General features: G+C 73.4%; 17 protein-coding genes and 1 tRNA gene. 10 read left to right on the forward strand and 8 right to left on the reverse strand.

The annotated features are described in order from the left end of the window. Positions 1 to 2,074, reverse strand: a 2,074-nt coding sequence (locus tag ACFV0Q_RS14185; protein ID WP_385004928.1) for a bifunctional glycosyltransferase 87/phosphatase PAP2 family protein, incomplete at its 3' end; no start/stop codon positions are given. A gap of 119 nt (positions 2,075 to 2,193) precedes the next feature. Between ACFV0Q_RS14185 and ACFV0Q_RS14190 the strand changes: the two genes are divergently transcribed. Beyond that, complete coding sequence (locus ACFV0Q_RS14190) at positions 2,194 to 2,523, forward strand: antibiotic biosynthesis monooxygenase family protein (RefSeq protein ID WP_385004930.1); 330 nt, start codon at positions 2,194 to 2,196, stop codon at positions 2,521 to 2,523. A gap of 133 nt (positions 2,524 to 2,656) precedes the next feature. Here the strand turns inward: ACFV0Q_RS14190 and ACFV0Q_RS14195 are convergent, their stop codons facing one another. Then, positions 2,657 to 3,052 carry a nuclear transport factor 2 family protein gene (locus tag ACFV0Q_RS14195; RefSeq protein ID WP_385004932.1) on the reverse strand — a complete coding sequence of 132 codons (396 nt, stop codon included), beginning with the start codon at positions 3,050 to 3,052 and terminating at the stop codon, positions 2,657 to 2,659. A gap of 119 nt (positions 3,053 to 3,171) precedes the next feature. Between ACFV0Q_RS14195 and ACFV0Q_RS14200 the strand changes: the two genes are divergently transcribed. Next, entirely contained in the window at positions 3,172 to 3,720 is a 549-nt protein-coding gene (locus ACFV0Q_RS14200; RefSeq protein ID WP_385004934.1) for a GNAT family N-acetyltransferase, read from the forward strand. Positions 3,721 to 3,727: 7 nt separating this feature from the next. Here the strand turns inward: ACFV0Q_RS14200 and ACFV0Q_RS14205 are convergent, their stop codons facing one another. Beyond that, a complete protein-coding gene (locus ACFV0Q_RS14205) occupies positions 3,728 to 5,779 on the reverse strand; it encodes a DHA2 family efflux MFS transporter permease subunit (protein WP_385004936.1) in 2,052 nt (683 codons plus the stop codon). Between the two features lie 129 nt (positions 5,780 to 5,908). Here ACFV0Q_RS14205 and ACFV0Q_RS14210 point away from each other — a divergent pair, with 129 nt between their 5' ends. Continuing rightward, complete coding sequence (locus tag ACFV0Q_RS14210) at positions 5,909 to 6,844, forward strand: peptidoglycan-binding protein (RefSeq protein WP_385004938.1); 936 nt, start codon at positions 5,909 to 5,911, stop codon at positions 6,842 to 6,844. Between the two features lie 133 nt (positions 6,845 to 6,977). Further along, positions 6,978 to 7,661, forward strand: a complete 684-nt coding sequence (locus ACFV0Q_RS14215) for an HAD-IA family hydrolase (RefSeq protein WP_385004940.1) — start codon at positions 6,978 to 6,980, stop codon at positions 7,659 to 7,661. 39 nt (positions 7,662 to 7,700) lie between these two features. Here the strand turns inward: ACFV0Q_RS14215 and ACFV0Q_RS14220 are convergent, their stop codons facing one another. Both ACFV0Q_RS14220 and ACFV0Q_RS14225 read right to left on the reverse strand, forming a co-directional pair. Continuing rightward, the gene (locus tag ACFV0Q_RS14220) at positions 7,701 to 8,225 is read right to left on the reverse strand and encodes a DinB family protein (RefSeq protein WP_385004981.1); all 525 of its coding nucleotides are present in this window, start codon (positions 8,223 to 8,225) and stop codon (positions 7,701 to 7,703) included. Between the two features lie 152 nt (positions 8,226 to 8,377). After that, on the reverse strand, positions 8,378 to 8,959 hold the full coding sequence (locus ACFV0Q_RS14225; RefSeq protein WP_385004942.1) for a TMEM165/GDT1 family protein: 582 nt from the start codon (positions 8,957 to 8,959) through the stop codon (positions 8,378 to 8,380). A 485-nt stretch (positions 8,960 to 9,444) separates the two neighbouring features. Between ACFV0Q_RS14225 and ACFV0Q_RS14230 the strand changes: the two genes are divergently transcribed. The 5 genes from ACFV0Q_RS14230 to ACFV0Q_RS14250 all read left to right on the forward strand — a co-directional run bounded on the left by ACFV0Q_RS14230 (position 9,445) and on the right by ACFV0Q_RS14250 (position 14,361). Continuing rightward, complete coding sequence (locus ACFV0Q_RS14230; RefSeq protein WP_385004944.1) at positions 9,445 to 10,128, forward strand: HNH endonuclease family protein; 684 nt, start codon at positions 9,445 to 9,447, stop codon at positions 10,126 to 10,128. A gap of 146 nt (positions 10,129 to 10,274) precedes the next feature. Further along, positions 10,275 to 11,972 carry an alkaline phosphatase D family protein gene (locus ACFV0Q_RS14235; protein WP_385004946.1) on the forward strand — a complete coding sequence of 566 codons (1,698 nt, stop codon included), beginning with the start codon at positions 10,275 to 10,277 and terminating at the stop codon, positions 11,970 to 11,972. A 124-nt stretch (positions 11,973 to 12,096) separates the two neighbouring features. Beyond that, positions 12,097 to 12,708 carry a DedA family protein gene (locus ACFV0Q_RS14240; RefSeq protein ID WP_385004948.1) on the forward strand — a complete coding sequence of 204 codons (612 nt, stop codon included), beginning with the start codon at positions 12,097 to 12,099 and terminating at the stop codon, positions 12,706 to 12,708. A 9-nt stretch (positions 12,709 to 12,717) separates the two neighbouring features. Beyond that, entirely contained in the window at positions 12,718 to 13,689 is a 972-nt protein-coding gene (locus ACFV0Q_RS14245) for a sigma-70 family RNA polymerase sigma factor (RefSeq protein ID WP_385004950.1), read from the forward strand. Between the two features lie 150 nt (positions 13,690 to 13,839). Beyond that, entirely contained in the window at positions 13,840 to 14,361 is a 522-nt protein-coding gene (locus ACFV0Q_RS14250) for a hypothetical protein (protein WP_385004952.1), read from the forward strand. A 16-nt stretch (positions 14,362 to 14,377) separates the two neighbouring features. Here ACFV0Q_RS14250 and ACFV0Q_RS14255 read toward each other — a convergent pair whose 3' ends face one another. Both ACFV0Q_RS14255 and ACFV0Q_RS14260 read right to left on the reverse strand, forming a co-directional pair. Next, positions 14,378 to 14,608 (reverse strand): DUF2277 domain-containing protein, encoded by a 231-nt coding sequence (locus ACFV0Q_RS14255; RefSeq protein ID WP_385004954.1) that lies wholly within the window; start codon positions 14,606 to 14,608, stop codon positions 14,378 to 14,380. Positions 14,609 to 14,615: 7 nt separating this feature from the next. After that, a complete protein-coding gene (locus ACFV0Q_RS14260) occupies positions 14,616 to 15,260 on the reverse strand; it encodes a hypothetical protein (protein ID WP_385004956.1) in 645 nt (214 codons plus the stop codon). A gap of 101 nt (positions 15,261 to 15,361) precedes the next feature. Between ACFV0Q_RS14260 and ACFV0Q_RS14265 the strand changes: the two genes are divergently transcribed. Then, a complete protein-coding gene (locus tag ACFV0Q_RS14265) occupies positions 15,362 to 15,436 on the forward strand; it encodes a 50S ribosomal protein bL37 (RefSeq protein WP_100661309.1) in 75 nt (24 codons plus the stop codon). Positions 15,437 to 15,645: 209 nt separating this feature from the next. Here ACFV0Q_RS14265 and ACFV0Q_RS14270 read toward each other — a convergent pair. Further along, positions 15,646 to 15,720, reverse strand: a tRNA-Val gene (locus ACFV0Q_RS14270). Positions 15,721 to 15,748 lie beyond the last annotated feature (28 nt).

The raw sequence follows: 15,748 nt of genomic DNA on the forward strand, positions 1-15,748 counted from the left end.
CAGACCCGAGCGCACCGACTTGTGGTGGGTGCAGGACAGTTCGAGCCCTGCCACGGCGCCCCGACCGGGCCGGGGTGCGCACCGGCTCCGCGGCCGCCGCGCGCTGTGCGGGCAGGCTCATCTGGAGGCGTCGCGGCCCGGACAGTACGTGGACCAGCCCGAACCCGGCGCCGACGACGGCCGCGCCGCCGACCGCGTCGAGCACCCAGTGGTTGGCGGTGGCCACGATCGCGCAGACCGTGATCAGCGGGTGCAGCGCCCCGAGCAGCTTCTGCCACCCCTTCGGCGCGAGCACCACGATCACGATCCCGCACCACAGCGACCAGCCGAAGTGCAGCGAGGGCATCGCCGCGTACTGGTTGGAGATCGCGGTCATCGCCCCGTACGAGGGGTTCGCCAGGTCCTGCACCCCGTGCACGGTGTCGACGAATCCGAGGTCCGGCATGAGCCGCGGCGGGGCCAGCGGGTAGAGCCAGAACCCGGCGAGCGCGATGACGGTCGCCAGCCCCAGCGAGGCCCGCGCCCAGCGGTACTCCCCCGGCCGGCGCCAGTACAGGACGGCCAGGATGGCCAGCGGGACCACGAAGTGGAAGGAGGTGTAGTAGAAGTTGAAGAACGCCTCCAGCCAGGGCGTGTCCACGACGGCCCGGTTCACGGCGCGCTCGATGTCGATGCCGAGCGCCTGCTCGATGGCGTGGATCTGGCTCCCGTTGCCCTCGGCGAGGGAGCGGCTGGTGGGGGCCGCGGCGCGGATGTGCGAGTACAGCGAGTAGCCGACCCGTATCAGCAGCAGCTCCAGCAGCAGGTTCGGGCGGGACAGCACCCGGCGCCAGAACGGCAGCAGCGGCACTCGCGACCAGCGGGATGCGGCGGGCCGCCCGTACAGCGTCGGCACGGGGGCGCGCCAGTACGGCGAGGAGCGCGGCAGGAACGGCACGGCGCAGGCCGCCGCCACGGCCGCGAGGAGCAGCACGTTGTCGCGTACGGGGGCCAGCGCGGCCAGGTTCGGCAGCAGCACGGCGCTGGGCAGGGTCATCGCGAGCACCACGGCCACCGGCCACACCGGCCGGTCGGCGGCGCGCTTGCCCACCTTGCCGGCCACCGCGAGCAGCACCCACAGCAGCTGGTGGCGCCAGCCGGTCGGGGACACGGCGACGGCCACGCAGCCGGTGACGGCGACGGCGAGCAGCAGCTGGCCGTCGCGGGCGTAGCGGGCGGCGCGGCGCAGGCCGACGAAGGCGAGGGCGGCGGCGAGGGCGAGGTAGGGCAGGACCTCGGCGGGGCCGCTGAGGCCCAGGCGCAGCAGGGCGCCGTGGACGGACTGGTTGGCCAGGCCGTCGGGGGCGCCGCCGAGGCCGGTGCCCGCGAGGTGCTCGGCCCAGTACGTCCACGAGTCGCGCGGCAGTGACGCCCAGGACAGCGCGGTGGCGCCGGCGAAGGTCACGGCGGCGGCCTTGGCGGTGGGCCGGCGCCCGGTCAGCCACAGCAGCGGCGCGAAGAACAGCAGCGCCGGCTGGAGGGCGGCGGCGAGGCCGACGAGGAACCCGGCGGGCCGCTCCCCGGGCACCCGGAAGAACGCGAGCAGCACCAGCAGCACGGGCAGTACGGCGGTCTGGCCGGGGGAGGCGGCCTCGCGGACGGGCAGCGAGACCATCATCAGCGCGACCAGCACGGGCGCGGCCAGCAGCGCGGTGCGGCGGGGCACGGGGTCGGGCAGCCCGCGTGCGGCGACCAGCCCGATCGCGGCGACGAACAGCAGGGTCACGCAGGTCCAGGCCACTTCCAGGGACGGCGCCGCGAGGCCGACCAGCGGCTTGAGGACGAGTCCCGCGAAGGGGGTGCCGGTGAACTGGCCGGCGTCGTAGAGCGAGCCGGGCAGGCTCCCGGGGCTGCCCGGGAGGTGGAAGCCGCCGAGCCACTCGCCCGGCGGCACGCTGAGCACCGCGACGGCCTGTCTGACGGTGAGGACGGCCGCCAGCGCCCACAGCACGAGCCGTGCCGCCCCGAGTCTGCCGCCACCGCCTATGACTCCGGCATGTCCGCCTGCACCGCCGTGGTCCGCCGCGTTAGCCACGCCTCGCCGTCCTCCCGCCCTGTCGACCGCAACCTCGACTTCGCCTGGCTGCCGCGCTTCATGCACCGGGTCATTACCTGGACGACGATATCCCCCGTGGGATCCCTAGGATGGCGTCCATGAGCATCGTGAAGATCAACGCACTCACCGTGCCCGCCGAGCAGCGGGAAGTTCTGGAACAGCGCTTCGCCTCGCGGGCGGGGGCCGTGGAGGGTTCGGACGGGTTCGAGTGGTTCGAGCTGCTCCGGCCCGTCGAGGGCACCGACCAGTACCTGGTCTACACGCGGTGGCGTTCGGAGGAGGACTTCCAGGCGTGGATGGAGGGGCCGATGAAGGCCGCGCACCAGGGTGGCGGCGCCGGTGGCGGCGAGCGGCCGAAGCCGGCGGCTTCCGGGTCCCAGGTGTGGTCGTTCGAGGTCGTGCAGCAGGCGGCGCCGAAGCAGGCGTGAGCCGCTGGTGACGCGGAAGCAGGCGTGAGCCGCTGGTGACGCGGAAGGGCCCGGGGCGGCGGTGTGCCGCGCCGGGCCCTTCGTGCTTGCCGGTTTGCTCGCGCTCTGTCGGCTCCGGATCGCCCGTGCTCTGTCAGCGCCAGAAGGCGTCGCTCTCGTCGATGTCCTGGGTGCACTCGTCGATGTCGCTGATCTTGCCGCCGACGATGGTGAAGAAGAGACCCTCGTGCATCTCGATGCCCCGGTCGCCGCGGTCCGCCTGGACGGTGTGGAGGGACATCGCGTGGCCGCGTCCGTCCACCAGGATCCGCTCGAGGCGGACCTGCATGGTGCCCTTGGTCTCCGTTCCGAGCCGCCGGTAGAGGTCGAGGACGGCTTCGCGCCCCTTGTGGTGCCCCGAGAGGGGGCTGCTGCCGGGCATGTGGTGGATGACGTCGGCCGTCATCATCGTTCCCAGGGTCTCCATGTCGCCCTTGCCGAAGGCTTCGTAGCTGCGGCGGATCAGGGCACAGTCCGGATGCTCCGACATGTCCGTTCACACCCTTCGCTTGCGCGCTCGGTTCGTACGATTTACACCTTTCCTCATCATCGACCCGTGCCTGTGGATATTCCACGCGGGGAGGGCCGGAGGCGCTCCAGACTGAGGCCATGAACGAGAAGCTGAGGACCGCACACACGGCAACGTCGACCGGTACGGCAACCACGACCACCGGGACCACGGCGTGGGAGGTGACTCTGGAGTCCTTCGCGACGCCGGACGCCACCGCCCTGCGCCGCGCCTACTACGCGGAGGTCGCCGGGCGGTACTGGGAACGGACCGCCACCGAGGCCGAGATCGACCAGGGGATGCTGGACGACCCGGCCGACGGCCTCGTCCCGCCCACCGGCTGCTTCGCCGTCGGCCGGCTCGACGGGCGGCCCCGGGCCTGCGGCGGCATACGCCTCCTCGACCCCGTCACGGCCGAACTCACCAGGATCTACGTCGACCCGCGCACCCGCGGCACCAGCGGCGGGGCGGCCCTGCTCGCCGCGCTGGAGGAGGCGGCCCGCGCGCTGGGCGCGGGGCGGGTGCGCCTGGACACCCGCAGCGACCTGGTGGAGGCCCGCGCCCTGTACGCGCGTCACGGGTACCGCGAGATACCGGCGTACAACTCCGGGCCGTACGCCCAGCACTGGTTCGAGAAGTCCCTGGGGTGATGGCCGGCTAGTGGGCGGCGTGGTCCCGGCGCGGGAGGGTGTCGTAGGGCTCCTCGGCGTCGGAGCCGCACAGCTCCCGGTTGATCTCCTCCACGAGCTTGACCAGGTCGGTGGGGCGCTCGGGGCCCCACCAATCGCCGAGCAGCTCGGCGAGGGACTCCTGCCGGGCATCGGAGAGGCGGCCCGCCACCTCCCGGCCGCGGTCGGTCAGGATCAGCGAGAGGCCGTCGCGGACGGCGAGCCGGCGCTCCTCGACCTGGCGGGCGGCGTCCGTGATGGCGCGGAGGGGGATCCCGGTGCGTTCCGCGAGCACCGCCGGATCCGCGGATCCGTACTTCTTGATCCGCAGCAGCAGCCAGCTGGCCGCGGGGAGCAGGTCGTAGCCCGCCTTCTCGGTGATCTTCTCGTAGATGTGGCGGCGGCCCTCGCGGGTGCCCAGCACGCACAGCGCGCGGGCGACCTCGTCGCGCGAGGAGCGTTCGACGGGGTTGGAGGCGAGGGTCTCGGTCACATCGGGTGCGGTGACCGAGCCGCGGAGCTTGTCCTCCTTCAGGAACCAGGACACCACGAAGGCGAGCAGGACCACGGGCACGGCGTAGAGGAAGACGTCGGTGATGGCCGTGGCGTAGGCGTCGAGCGCCGAGGTCCGCAGCCGGGCCGGGAGCAGGCCGATGGCCCGGGGGTCCGCCTCCAGCCGCTCGACGCTCGCGGTGGGCGGCAGCGGGACGCCGGCGAGGGCGGCCGAGAGCTTGTCGCCGAGCCGGTTGGTGAAGATCGTGCCGAAGATGGCGACGCCGAAGGAGGCGCCGATGGAGCGGAAGAAGGTGGCACCGGAAGTGGCGACGCCGAGGTCGGCGTAACTGACCGCGTTCTGCACGACGAGGACGAGGACCTGCATGACCAGACCGAGGCCCACGCCGAAGACGAAGAAGTAGACGCTCATCTCCCAGTCGGAGCTGGTGCGTTCCAGCTGGTGCAGGAGCAGCAGTCCGACGGCGGTGACGCCGGTGCCGAGGATGGGGAAGACCTTCCAGCGTCCGGTGCGGCTGACGATCTGGCCGGAGACGGTGGAGGCGATCAGCAGGCCGAGCACCATCGGCAGCATGTGGACGCCCGACATGGTCGGCGAGACGCCCCGCACGACCTGCAGGAACGTCGGCAGGTAGACCATCGCGCCGAACATCGCGAAACCGATGATGAAGCTGATCACCGAGCAGAGGGTGAAGGTGCGGATGCGGAACAGCTTGAGGGGCAGGACCGGTTCGGCGGCCCGCCGCTCCACGAACAGGAAGGCGACGAGGAGCAGGACGCCCAGGACGGCGAGGCCGATGATCTGGCTCGACCCCCAGGCCCAGGTGGTGCCGCCGAGGGAGGCGACCAGCACGAGGCAGGTGGCGACGGAGGCGATGAGGAAGGTGCCGAGGTAGTCGATGGTGTGCTTCGAGGAACGGGACGGTATGCGCAGGGCGGCGGCGATGACGACGAGGGCGACGAGACCGATGGGGATGTTGATGTAGAAGACCCACCGCCAGCTGAGGTGGTCCACGAACAGGCCGCCGAGCAGCGGTCCCAGGACGCTGGTCGCGCCGAAGACGCCGCCGAAGAGGCCCTGGTACTTGCCGCGTTCGCGCGGGGGCACGATGTCGCCGACGATCGCCATCGACAGCACCATCAGCCCGCCGCCGCCCAGTCCCTGGAGGGCGCGGAAGCCGATGAGCTGGGGCATGTTCTGGGCGAGGCCGCAGAGCGCGGAGCCGATCAGGAACAGCACGATGGCGTACTGGTAGAGCTTCTTGCGGCCGTACTGGTCACCGAGTTTGCCCCACAGCGGGGTGGCCGCGGTGGAGGCCAGCATGTAGGCGGTGACCACCCAGGACAGGTGGTCCATGCCGCCGAGTTCGCTGACGATGGTCGGGAGCGCGGTGGAGACGATGGTCTGGTCGAGAGCGGCGATCAGCAGGCCCAGCAGCAGGGCTCCGATCGAGACGAGCACCTCGCGGGAGGCGTGCTCGGTGCCGGGACCGGGTTCCACGGTGGAAGCGGTGACATCCTGGGCCATCGGGACCTCCTCAGGCAGGATCAGCACCATCCATCCTGAGCGGTGTGTCCGGTTATGGCCTGTCGGGCGGGTTGGGCGGGGCCCGGCGGGTCTGCATAATCGCTGGCAGTAACCAGGGGAGGGGTAGCAGTGAGCGCTGAGCGCTGTCCGGAATGCGACGCCGTGAGCGCCGCCTGCACATGCACACCGAGCGGATACGACCCCCTCCGCATCCGCCCCTACGCCCCCGTTCCCCAACCCGGGGCCGGGAACGGGGCCGCGTACCCGCAGCACCTGGACCAGCGCGGGGGCGACGTCGCCTACGGGGCCGCGCCCGGCGGCGTCGGATTCGGCGGCGTCGGATTCGGCGGCGGCGCGCCGGGGGAGGCCGCGACCGAGATGTTCGCGCCGGTTCCGGCGGGCGGGCCGCAGACGCCTGCCTTCGGGACGGCCGTGCCGGGCCGGGGCGAGCAGACCGTGCAGCTGCGGGCCGTCCCTCCGGGGGCACCCCGGGCGGGTTCCGCGCCGCGGGGCCGGCGGCTGGTGCCGCTGGTCGCCGGGGGCGGCGTGGTGGCGGCCGCGGCGGTGGTGGCCCTGGGGTTCGGGCTGTTCACCGGCTCGGGCGACGGCGACGCCGTCCTGCTGGACCCCAAACCGTCGGCGCCGGCCATCACCGAGGCCCCGGTCGGCCCGTCGGACGGGCCCACCGGCCCGACGCCGACCGGCGGGACCCCCTCCGCGACGGCCGGCGCCTCCCGCTCCGCGTCGCCGTCCCGGTCGGCCAGCGCCAGCGCATCCCGGTCGTCCGCCCCGCCGCCCAGCCCCTCGGCGAGCCGTACCCGCCCCGCCAGCCCCACTCCCCCGCCGCCCCCCAAGCCCGCCACCCTGCGTTCCGGGGACTCCGGCCCCGAGGTGGAGAAGCTCCAGCGGCTGCTGGCGGACCAGGGCCTCTACCGCGGCCGCTTCGACGGCAAGTACGGGCGCTCCGTCGAGCACGCCGTCATGGAATTCCAGCTCGACTATGACATCGAAGACGACCCGCTGGGCGTCTACGGCCCGGCGACCCGGCGCGCCCTGGAGGGATAGGTCACTCCGCGAACGGTGGCGCGCACCGCCCCTCGTTTTGTATCGTGTAGGAACAAAGTGGTTCCGTCCGCACTCCCTGACCGGTGGACGGAACCACTTGTTCTCTTTTCCCGCCCCGTCTGGAGCCATGCCGATGCCGGCCAGCACCACCACCGCCCCCGTCGTCCTGTCCGCCCGGGCCCTGCTCCTGGACATGGACGGCACCATCGTCAACTCCGACGCGGTGGTCGAACGCTGCTGGCGCGAGTGGGCGCTGTCCCACGGGCTGGACCCGCAGGAGGCCCTCAAGGTGGTCCACGGCCGCCAGGGCTACGCCACGATGGCGATCCTGCTCCCCGAGCGCCCCGTGGAGCTCAACCACGCCGAGAACAAGGTGATGCTGGCCCGCGAGACGGCCGACACCGACGGCGTCGTGCCCGTCGGCGGCGCCGCCGAGTTCATGGCGGCCATAGCCGGGCTCCCGCACGCCCTCGTCACCTCGGCCGACGCCGCCCTGGCCGCGGCCCGGATGACGGCCGCCGCGCTGCCGATGCCGCGGGTGCGGGTGACCGCCGAGTCCGTCGGCGCCAGCAAGCCCGACCCCGAGGGTTTCCTCAAGGGCGCCGCCGAGCTGGGTGTGGACCCGGCCGACTGCGTGGTCTTCGAGGACTCCGGCGCCGGTATCGCCGCGGGCCTGGCGGCCGGGATGCGCGTGATCGGCATCGGCCCCCGCGCCGCCGCGTACGGGCCGACGGCCCACGTCCCCGACCTGACCTCGGTCCGCGTCGAGGCCGGCGCCGACGGCACGATCCGCCTCGTCCTCACCCCGGCCGCCTGACCTACTCCCCGGCACGTGGCCTCGTAGGACCGCCCGCCGCTACTGCCCGACGCGCCCGTCGATCCGCTCCCGCAGCAGATCGGCGTGGCCGTTGTGGCGGGCGTACTCCTCGATCATGTGCACCAGCACCTCGCGCAGTTCCATCGGCTCGCCGCCGCCCGCGTCGCCGGTGACGCCCAGGTCGGGCGCCCGCGCCACCAGCCGCTCCGCGAAGGCGACCTCCGCGCGCCAGGTGGCCCACGCCTCCTCCACCACCGCCGGGTCGCCGACCGCGCCGGTGAACTCCCCGTCCGGTTCCCGCTCCGAGCGGTAGTGGCGGCGGATCTCCTCGCCCTCCATGACGCGCCGGAACCAGCTCTGCTCCACCCCCGCGAGATGGCGCACGAGGCCCAGCAGCGACAGGTTCGAGGGCTCCACCGTACGGCTGGCCATCGCCTCGGCGTCCAGGCCGGCGCACTTCAGCTCCAGCGTCAGGCGCTGGTCGCGCAGATATCCGGCGAGGACGGCCCGTTCACCCCGGAAGCCGCCGTCGGAGCGGGCGTCCTCGTCGGGGTGGACGAACATGTTGGACCAGCCGAAACTCCGGCCGGTCTCGGGCTCGGGCGCCGAGTCGGGCGCCGACTCGGGCGCTGACCCGGGTTCGAAGGCGTTCACGCCCGCGAGCGTGCCCGCGGGCCCGGTCCCCCGCAAGGGGTTTTCCCCGGACCCGCCCCGCCTCAGCCCGCGATGGCCTCGTACAGCGAGAACACCGCCAGCGCCGCCATGACCGCGGCCGCCACCTTGGTGATGAGCCGCAGCGGCACGTACTTCATGAGGGTGCGCCCGCCCAGGATGCCGATGCCCGCGACCGCCCACAGGGCCAGCACGGCGCCGAGGCCGACGGAGACCGGGTTGTCGTACCGCGCGGCGAGGTTGGCGGTCATGATCTGGGTCAGGTCACCGAACTCGGCCACCAGGATCAGCATGAAGCCGGCCCCCGAGACCTTCCAGAAGGACTGGTCGGCGGGCGGCTTGACCTCCTCGTCCCCGTCGCTCTTCTTCAGGAGCAGCATCGCCGCGCCCGCGAGGAAGAGGACGCCGACGACGGCCTGGACGAGCCGGTGCGGGAGCAGCGTGAGCACGCTGCCGGCGGCGATGGCGAGGGCGACGTGCACGGCGAAGGCGGCCGCGACGCCCGCGAAGACGTAGGAGGCGCGGTAGCGGGTGCCGAGCATCAGGCCCGCGAGGGCCGTTTTGTCGGGGAGTTCGGCGAGGAAGACGACGCCGAAGGCGATCGCCATGACGCTGAAGCTGAACACGGGGTGAAACCTCGATCGGTCGGGCAGGACGCCATCGGGACCGAGAGACCTGGGGTGTATCAGGGGTCGCTTCGGCTCGGCGGCGCCCTGGATGCGTAAACGCGGACAGGACACTGCGGCCGAAGGTCTCGCTGGCCGACCGCTCGCGCGGCCTGCCTCCGGGCGCCGGCTGGATGACCCAGCAGTATGTCGACGGTCCGGCGAAGAGCTACTCCCCTTCTGCTCCTCCAGGGTACGTGACGCCGGGCGCGGGCGGCAGCCGTCCGGAATGTGAGCTTGGCCCCAGTCCGCCCCGCACCACGCTTCCCGCGTGGCCGAAATTCCAACTTCCCTTTGGCCGGGGAGTGTTGTCGGCCTTGATGTGACGTGCTCATGTCGGCAACCTGTCACCTGGCGCCCGTTCCCCCGACACCTGGCGCCGCCAGCATGACCGCGCCCCCACCGGGGCCGAACGGCCGTCCACCCCCCGCATCCAGGGAGCCCTCATGGCCCTCACGTCCCTCCGCACGCCCTCCTTCTACGCGCGTCGCGCGGGCCGCGCCGGCCGCGCGGGCGTCCTCGCGTCCGCCGTGGCACTCGCCGCCCTCACCTCCCTCGTGAACGCCCCGGCCGCCCAGGCCTCCCCGCCCGCCCCCATCAGCGCGGCGGCGGCCCGGAGCTACCTGGCCACGGTGACCCCGGCGGCGGAAGGTTCCCTCAGTGGCTACAGCCGCGCCCAGTTCCCGCACTGGAGCACCGTCTCCGGCACCTGCAACACCCGCGAGACGGTCCTCAAGCGGGACGGGGTGAACGTCGTCACCGACTCCGCCTGTGCCTCCGTCAGCGGTAGCTGGTACTCGGAGTACGACGGCGCCACCTGGACCGCCGCGTCCGACGTGGACATCGACCACATGGTGCCGCTCGCCGAGGCCTGGCGTTCGGGCGCCAGTTCCTGGACCACCGACCGGCGCCAGCAGTTCGCCAACGACCTCACCCGCCCGCAGCTCATCGCCGTCACCGACAACGTCAACCAGGCCAAGGGCGACCTCGACCCCGGCAAGTGGCTGCCCCCGCGGACCGCGTACCGCTGCACGTACGCCCGGATGTGGGTGCAGGTCAAGCAGTACTGGGGCCTGAGCATGGACTCCGGGGAGAAGACGGCCCTGGTGAACCTCCTGAACGGCTGCTGACCGGACCGCCCCTCCTCCGGGACCTGCCCCTCCCGCGGAACCCGCCCCCGACGACGTTCACCCCCGCTCTCCCCCGCCAGGGGGAGGCCAGGCGGGCCCTTCGCCCCGTACGGTGATCGAAAGGGGTATGGAGGAGGGGGAGTTCCATGGCCGGGCTGCGTCTTGGACCACTGCTGCGCTACGTCGACTGGGACACGGGCGGGGCCGCCACGATATGGGTCGAGGCGGACCGCCCGTGCACGGCCGAGGTGCGCTGCGCCGACGGGGCCGGCGGCAGCGTCCGTACCTTCCAGGTCTCCGGCCACCACTACGCGCTGGTGCCGGTCACCGGGCTGACCCCGGGCACGACCACGGCGTACGAGGTGCTGCTCGACGGGGTCCTCGTCTGGCCGGACTCCGGGAGCGGCTTCCCGCCGAGCACGATCACCACCCCGGCGGCCGGCGGCCGTTCCCCGCGGTCCTCGCCCGCGCTGCGGGTCACCTTCGGCTCCTGCCGGCAGGCCGCCCCGCCCGCCGCCGGCCGGCGCGGGCCGCACGGCGCCGACGCCCTCGACACCCTCGCGGCACAGCTCGCCGCCGACCCGGAGATGGTCCGGCCGGACGTCCTGCTGCTGCTGGGCGACCAGGTGTACGCCGACCACCTGTCGCGGGACACCCGGCGGTGGCTGGCGGCCCGCCGGGACCTGCGGGAGGCGCCGGGCGCCCAGGTCGCGGACTACGAGGAATACACCCGCCTCTACTACGAGTCCTGGCTCGACCCCGAGATCCGCTGGCTGCTCTCGACGGTCCCGAGCCTCCACATATTCGACGACCACGACGTCATAGACGACTGGAACACCAGCGCGGCCTGGCTCGCGGAGATGCGGGCGACCCCGTGGTGGCCCGAACGGGTGCTGAGCGGGCTGATGTCGTACTGGGTGCACCAGCACCTGGGCAACCTCTCCCCCGCCGAACTCGCGGCGGACCCGCTGTACGCGGCGGTACGCGCCACCCCGGACGGTACGGACGCCCTGCGCGCGTTCGCCGCCGAGGCGGACGCCGATCCCGGTTCGGTGCGCTGGAGTTACCGGCGGGACTTCGGCCGGTCGCGGCTGCTGATGGTGGACACCCGGGCGGCCCGGGTGCTCGCCGAGGGCGGGCGGGCCATGCTCGACCCGGCCGAACAGGCCTGGCTGCGGGAGAACGCCCTTGCCGGGCACGGGAATTACGACCACCTGCTGATCGGGTCCTCGCTGCCGTGGCTGATGCCGCCGCTCATCCACGACGCGGAGGTGTGGAACGCCGCGCTGTGCCGGGGCGAGCGCGGGGCGCGCTGGGCGCGGATCGGGGAGGACCTGCGGCGGCGCAGCGATCTGGAGCACTGGGCGGCGTTCCCCGGGTCGTTCGCGGCGCTGAGCGACCTCATCGAGGAGGTGGGGACGGGCCCGAGGGCTCCGGCGACGGTGTGCGTGCTGTCGGGGGACGTCCATCACGCGTACGTGGCCGAGCCCCGAATACCCAGCACGGCCCGCGTGTTCCAGCTGACGTGCTCGCCGGTGCACAACTCCATCCACACGGCGGTCAAGTGGGGGTTCCGGCTCGGCTGGTCCCGGCTGGGCCGGTGGCTGGGGCGCGGCTTCTCGCGGCACGGGCGCACGGGCCGGCCTCCCCTGAGCTGGCGGCGTACGGGCGGCCCGTGGTTCGGCAACCAGCTGATGACGCTGGCCCTGACGGGCCGGAGCGCCCGGCTGCGCCTGGACCAGGCCCGCCCGGGCCGGCCTGGGGCGGCCCGGCTGGTGACGGTGCTGGACCGGGAACTCACCGACCGGGATCTCACGGACCGGGAACTCACCGGCGCGCCCTAGCCGGTCGGCCCGCGGCGGGACCCGGGGCTTCGCGGTACCCGCGCCGGGCGTACGCTGTATGGCTGTCATGCCGCCCCTGCCGCTCCCCGCGACGACGCGGCGCTTCGGACTGGGGAGTCCCGCTGTGGTTGAGACTCTGGGGTCGTTGACCTCGAGCCCATGGATCTACGTCGTGGTGGCGGTGTCCATCCTCCTCGACGTGTTCCTGCCGGTGCTGCCGAGCGGCGTACTGGTGATCACGGCGGCGGCAGCGGCAGCCGCCGCCGGTCCCCCTCCGCGGGTGCCGGACATCATGGCGCTGCTGGTGATCGCCACGACGGCCTCGGTGCTGGGCGACATGGCGGCGTACCGGCTGGCCCGGCGCGGCGGGGCCCGCCTGGACCGGGCCATCGCCCGCTCCCGCCGGCTGACCCTGGCTCACGAGCGGCTGGGGGCTGCCCTGGCGCGGGGCGGCGGCGGCCTGGTGGTGCTCGCCCGCTTCGCCCCCGCCGGGCGCTCGGTGGTCTCCCTCGGCGCGGGCAAGACCCAGCGCAAGGTGAAGGAGTTCCTGCCCTGGTCGGTGCTGGCGGGCATGACCTGGGCGGGCTACAGCGTGGCACTGGGCTACTTCGGCACCCAGTGGCTGGGCACGACCTGGCTCGGCAGCGCGATCTCCCTGATCGCGCTGTTCGCGGCGGGCTCCCTGGCCGCCTTCCTCATCCGCCGCCCGCCCCCGGCCACGGCCGCCGCGACCTAGGAAGCCCGCATGACGCACGAGACGGTCACGGCAGAGCACGAAGAGCACCGGCAGGAGCTCACCGGGTACTGCTACCGCATGCTCGGCTCGGTGTTCGAGGCGGAAGACGCCGTGCAGGAGACGATGATCCGCGCCTGGCGCAACGCCGGCCGCTTCGAGGGGCGGTCCTCGGTACGGACGTGGCTCTACCGCATCGCCACCAACGTCTGCCTCGACGCGCTGGCCGACGGCAAGCGCCGGGCCCGGCCGATGGACCTCTGCGCCCCGACCAGCGGTGCCACCTCGCCGGGCGCCGCGCTGGACGCCGCCGCCTGGATCGAGCCCTTCCCCGACGGCGGTGGCGCCCCGGCCGACCCGGCGGAGGCGGCCGTGACCAGGGACTCCGTCCGGCTGGCCTTCGTAGCGGCACTGCAGCACCTGGCGCCCCGGCAGCGCGCCGTGCTGCTGCTGCGGGAGGTGCTCGGCTTCTCGGCGCAGGAGGTCGCCGAGGTACAGGGCACCACGGTCGCCTCCGTGAACAGCGCGCTGCAACGGGCCAGGGCGGTACTGGCCGCCCGGCGCGCCGAGGGGGCCGACGGCGCCCTCGGCGCCCCTCCCGCCGACCCGGCCCGGCGTGCGCTGGCCGACCGGTACGCCGCCGCCTTCTCCGGTTTCGACATGGCGGAGCTCGGCATGCTCCTGCACGTGGACGCCACCCTGTCGCTGGCCCCCCACACCCTGTGGATGCGGGGGTACGCCGAGATACGGGCGTGGCTGACGGGGCCCGCCGTCGGCTGCCAGGGCTCCCGGCTGATCCCGACCACGGCGAACGGTTCGCCCGCGTTCGGCCAGTACCGGCGCCGGGCCGACGGGACGGGCTTCGACCCCTGGGCGCTCCAGGTCGTCGAGGTCTCCGGCGGCACGATCACCGACGTCAGCTTCTTCCGCGACACCGAGCGGCTGTTCCCGCTCTTCGGGCTGCCCGCTCACGTCGGCGCGTAGGCCGGGCGGGGCACCCACTCACCCGTTCACCCTGCACCGATCGCCGCCTGCGGGCGGGGCTTCTAGCGTCCAGAGGGCGGCGCGCATCCGAATCCGCGTCACGCCCGTGCCCTGGCCGCGCCGTTTCGAGGAGCCCGAGGAGTTCTCTCCATGTCCCCCACGCGCATCCGGTACCGCCTGGCAGGAGCCGCGGTCGCGGCACTCGCCGCAGCGGCAGCCACACCCGCCACGCTCGCCTCCGCCGCCCCTGCCGCCCCCTCCGCCACCGGCTCGCCCTCCGCCACCGTTTCCCCCGGCACCGTCTCTCCCGGCGGCCGCGTCAGCCTCAACGTCGAGGGCTGCGGCACCAAGACCGGCCGGGCCACCTCCCGCGCGTTCGGCAACGTCTCACTGACCCCGGGCAACCTGGAGGCGACCAACCTCTTCGGCGCCGCCACCGTCTACCGCGACGCCCCCACGGGCTCCCACCCCGTCACCTTCGAGTGCGGCGGCACGGGCGGCCGGCGCGTCACCGTCACCCTCCAGGTCGCCCCCGGCGCCGCGCGCGGCGGCCTGGGCGGCAGCGTCGGTGAGATGAGCCCGGGCCAGATGGCGCTGGGCGGCACGCTCGCGGCCGGCGCACTCGGCACCGGCATCTGGATCCTGCGCCGCCGCTCGCCCCAGATCGGCTGACCCGCCCCTGGGCCGTCTAGGCCGGGGCGGGAGCCGACTGCCCGCGCACCTGCATCCCGTCGAGCAGCAGCCGGGTGGCCTCGGCGACCGCGTCCACGGCGGCGTCGAACACCTCCCGGTTGTGCGCGGCGGGCGCCCGGAAGCCGGACACCTTCCGTACGTACTGGAGCGCGGCGGCGCGGATCTCCTCCTCCGTGGCCTTCTCGGGGATGGCGGGCGGGCGCAGGGTCTTAATGGATCGGCACATACCTCCACTATGGCGCTGCGGGCGGCAGCTCGGCCCCGGAAAGTTTCATGATCAGCCCGGCCTGGAGCCGGCTCCGCAGCGCCGGGTCGGACACCTCCTCCAGCAGCCCGATCGCCTGCCGCGTGCTCTCGGCGGCCCGCCGGTCCTCGCGCAGGGCGGCGGTCTGGGCGGCCATGTGCCGCAGCGCGAGGTCGGCCCGCCGGTGGAACAGCTGCCCGACGAGGGTGACGACCAGGCCGACGGAGCTGGTGACGACCCCGAGGTACGCGTCCCCGGTGCTCTCCGCCTTCCACACCGCGAGCCCCACACCGAACAGCAGCACGGCCGCGCCGACCCCCGCGAACCGCTGGCTGGTCACGAAGCTGCTGCGGGCCTGCGCCAGCCCGTAGGCGTAGTACTCGACGAGGATCGGGGTGAAGTCGTCGCGCCGGTCCCCCGGCTCGGCCGGCCCGCCCCGACCGGCGTCCACGAGCCGCGGATCTCCGGCCTCCCCCCCCCCGGCGGCCACTCCCGCGAGCAGCCGCGCCCGCTCGGCGTCCCGCTGCGCGTCGAACCCCCGGGCACGCCGCCCCTCACCCCACACGGCCCCCACGGCCACCACCGCGAGCCCGATCCCCCAGAGCCACGCCTCGCCCCAGCCCACACCCACCACCCCCGCGATGAGATCCCCGCCCCGCCGAGCGGGAAACCCACCCGGAACCTAGACTGGCGAACGCCCGAAATGTCCGTACCGAAGGATGAGGGAGACGCACCATGGCCAAGCGAGGGAACAAGCGCCGCGCCCGCAAGAAGAAGAAGGCCAACCACGGCAAGCGCCCCAACGCCTGACCCCAGCCCCCGGCCAACCAACCGGGGGCCACCACACGTTCACCAACCCCGCCCGACGGCCAGGGCGCCCATGGCGTAATCGCGGAAGCGCGCTCAGCCGCTCGGCACGGGGCACCGAAGACCACCGCCCGCGCATCCAACCGCACCGCCCCGCGCCCGAGTTCCGACGCAAAAGACCCCCCGCCGCAATCGGCGAGGGGCCTTTGCACTGGTGGGCGCGGACGGTTTCGAACCGCCGACATCTGCTTTGTAAGAGCAGCGCTCTACCCCTGAGCTACGCACCCGTGGATGAGTGAACAGCCTACATGGAGG

The organism is Streptomyces sp. NPDC059564 (genome assembly GCF_042735575.1).
Lineage (GTDB): Bacteria > Actinomycetota > Actinomycetes > Streptomycetales > Streptomycetaceae > Streptomyces.

Bases quoted from the DNA above. Each gene is read 5' to 3' on its own strand.
- ACFV0Q_RS14190 (WP_385004930.1), top strand. From the start codon at position 2,194: ATGAGCATCGTGAAGATCAACGCACTCACCGTGCCCGCCGAGCAGCGG.
- ACFV0Q_RS14195 (WP_385004932.1), bottom strand. From the start codon at position 3,052: ATGTCGGAGCATCCGGACTGTGCCCTGATCCGCCGCAGCTACGAAGCC.
- ACFV0Q_RS14200 (WP_385004934.1), top strand. From the start codon at position 3,172: ATGAACGAGAAGCTGAGGACCGCACACACGGCAACGTCGACCGGTACG.
- ACFV0Q_RS14205 (WP_385004936.1), bottom strand. From the start codon at position 5,779: ATGGCCCAGGATGTCACCGCTTCCACCGTGGAACCCGGTCCCGGCACC.
- ACFV0Q_RS14215 (WP_385004940.1), top strand. From the start codon at position 6,978: ATGCCGGCCAGCACCACCACCGCCCCCGTCGTCCTGTCCGCCCGGGCC.
- ACFV0Q_RS14220 (WP_385004981.1), bottom strand. From the start codon at position 8,225: ATGTTCGTCCACCCCGACGAGGACGCCCGCTCCGACGGCGGCTTCCGG.
- ACFV0Q_RS14230 (WP_385004944.1), top strand. From the start codon at position 9,445: ATGGCCCTCACGTCCCTCCGCACGCCCTCCTTCTACGCGCGTCGCGCG.
- ACFV0Q_RS14235 (WP_385004946.1), top strand. From the start codon at position 10,275: ATGGCCGGGCTGCGTCTTGGACCACTGCTGCGCTACGTCGACTGGGAC.
- ACFV0Q_RS14245 (WP_385004950.1), top strand. From the start codon at position 12,718: ATGACGCACGAGACGGTCACGGCAGAGCACGAAGAGCACCGGCAGGAG.
- ACFV0Q_RS14250 (WP_385004952.1), top strand. From the start codon at position 13,840: ATGTCCCCCACGCGCATCCGGTACCGCCTGGCAGGAGCCGCGGTCGCG.
- ACFV0Q_RS14255 (WP_385004954.1), bottom strand. From the start codon at position 14,608: ATGTGCCGATCCATTAAGACCCTGCGCCCGCCCGCCATCCCCGAGAAG.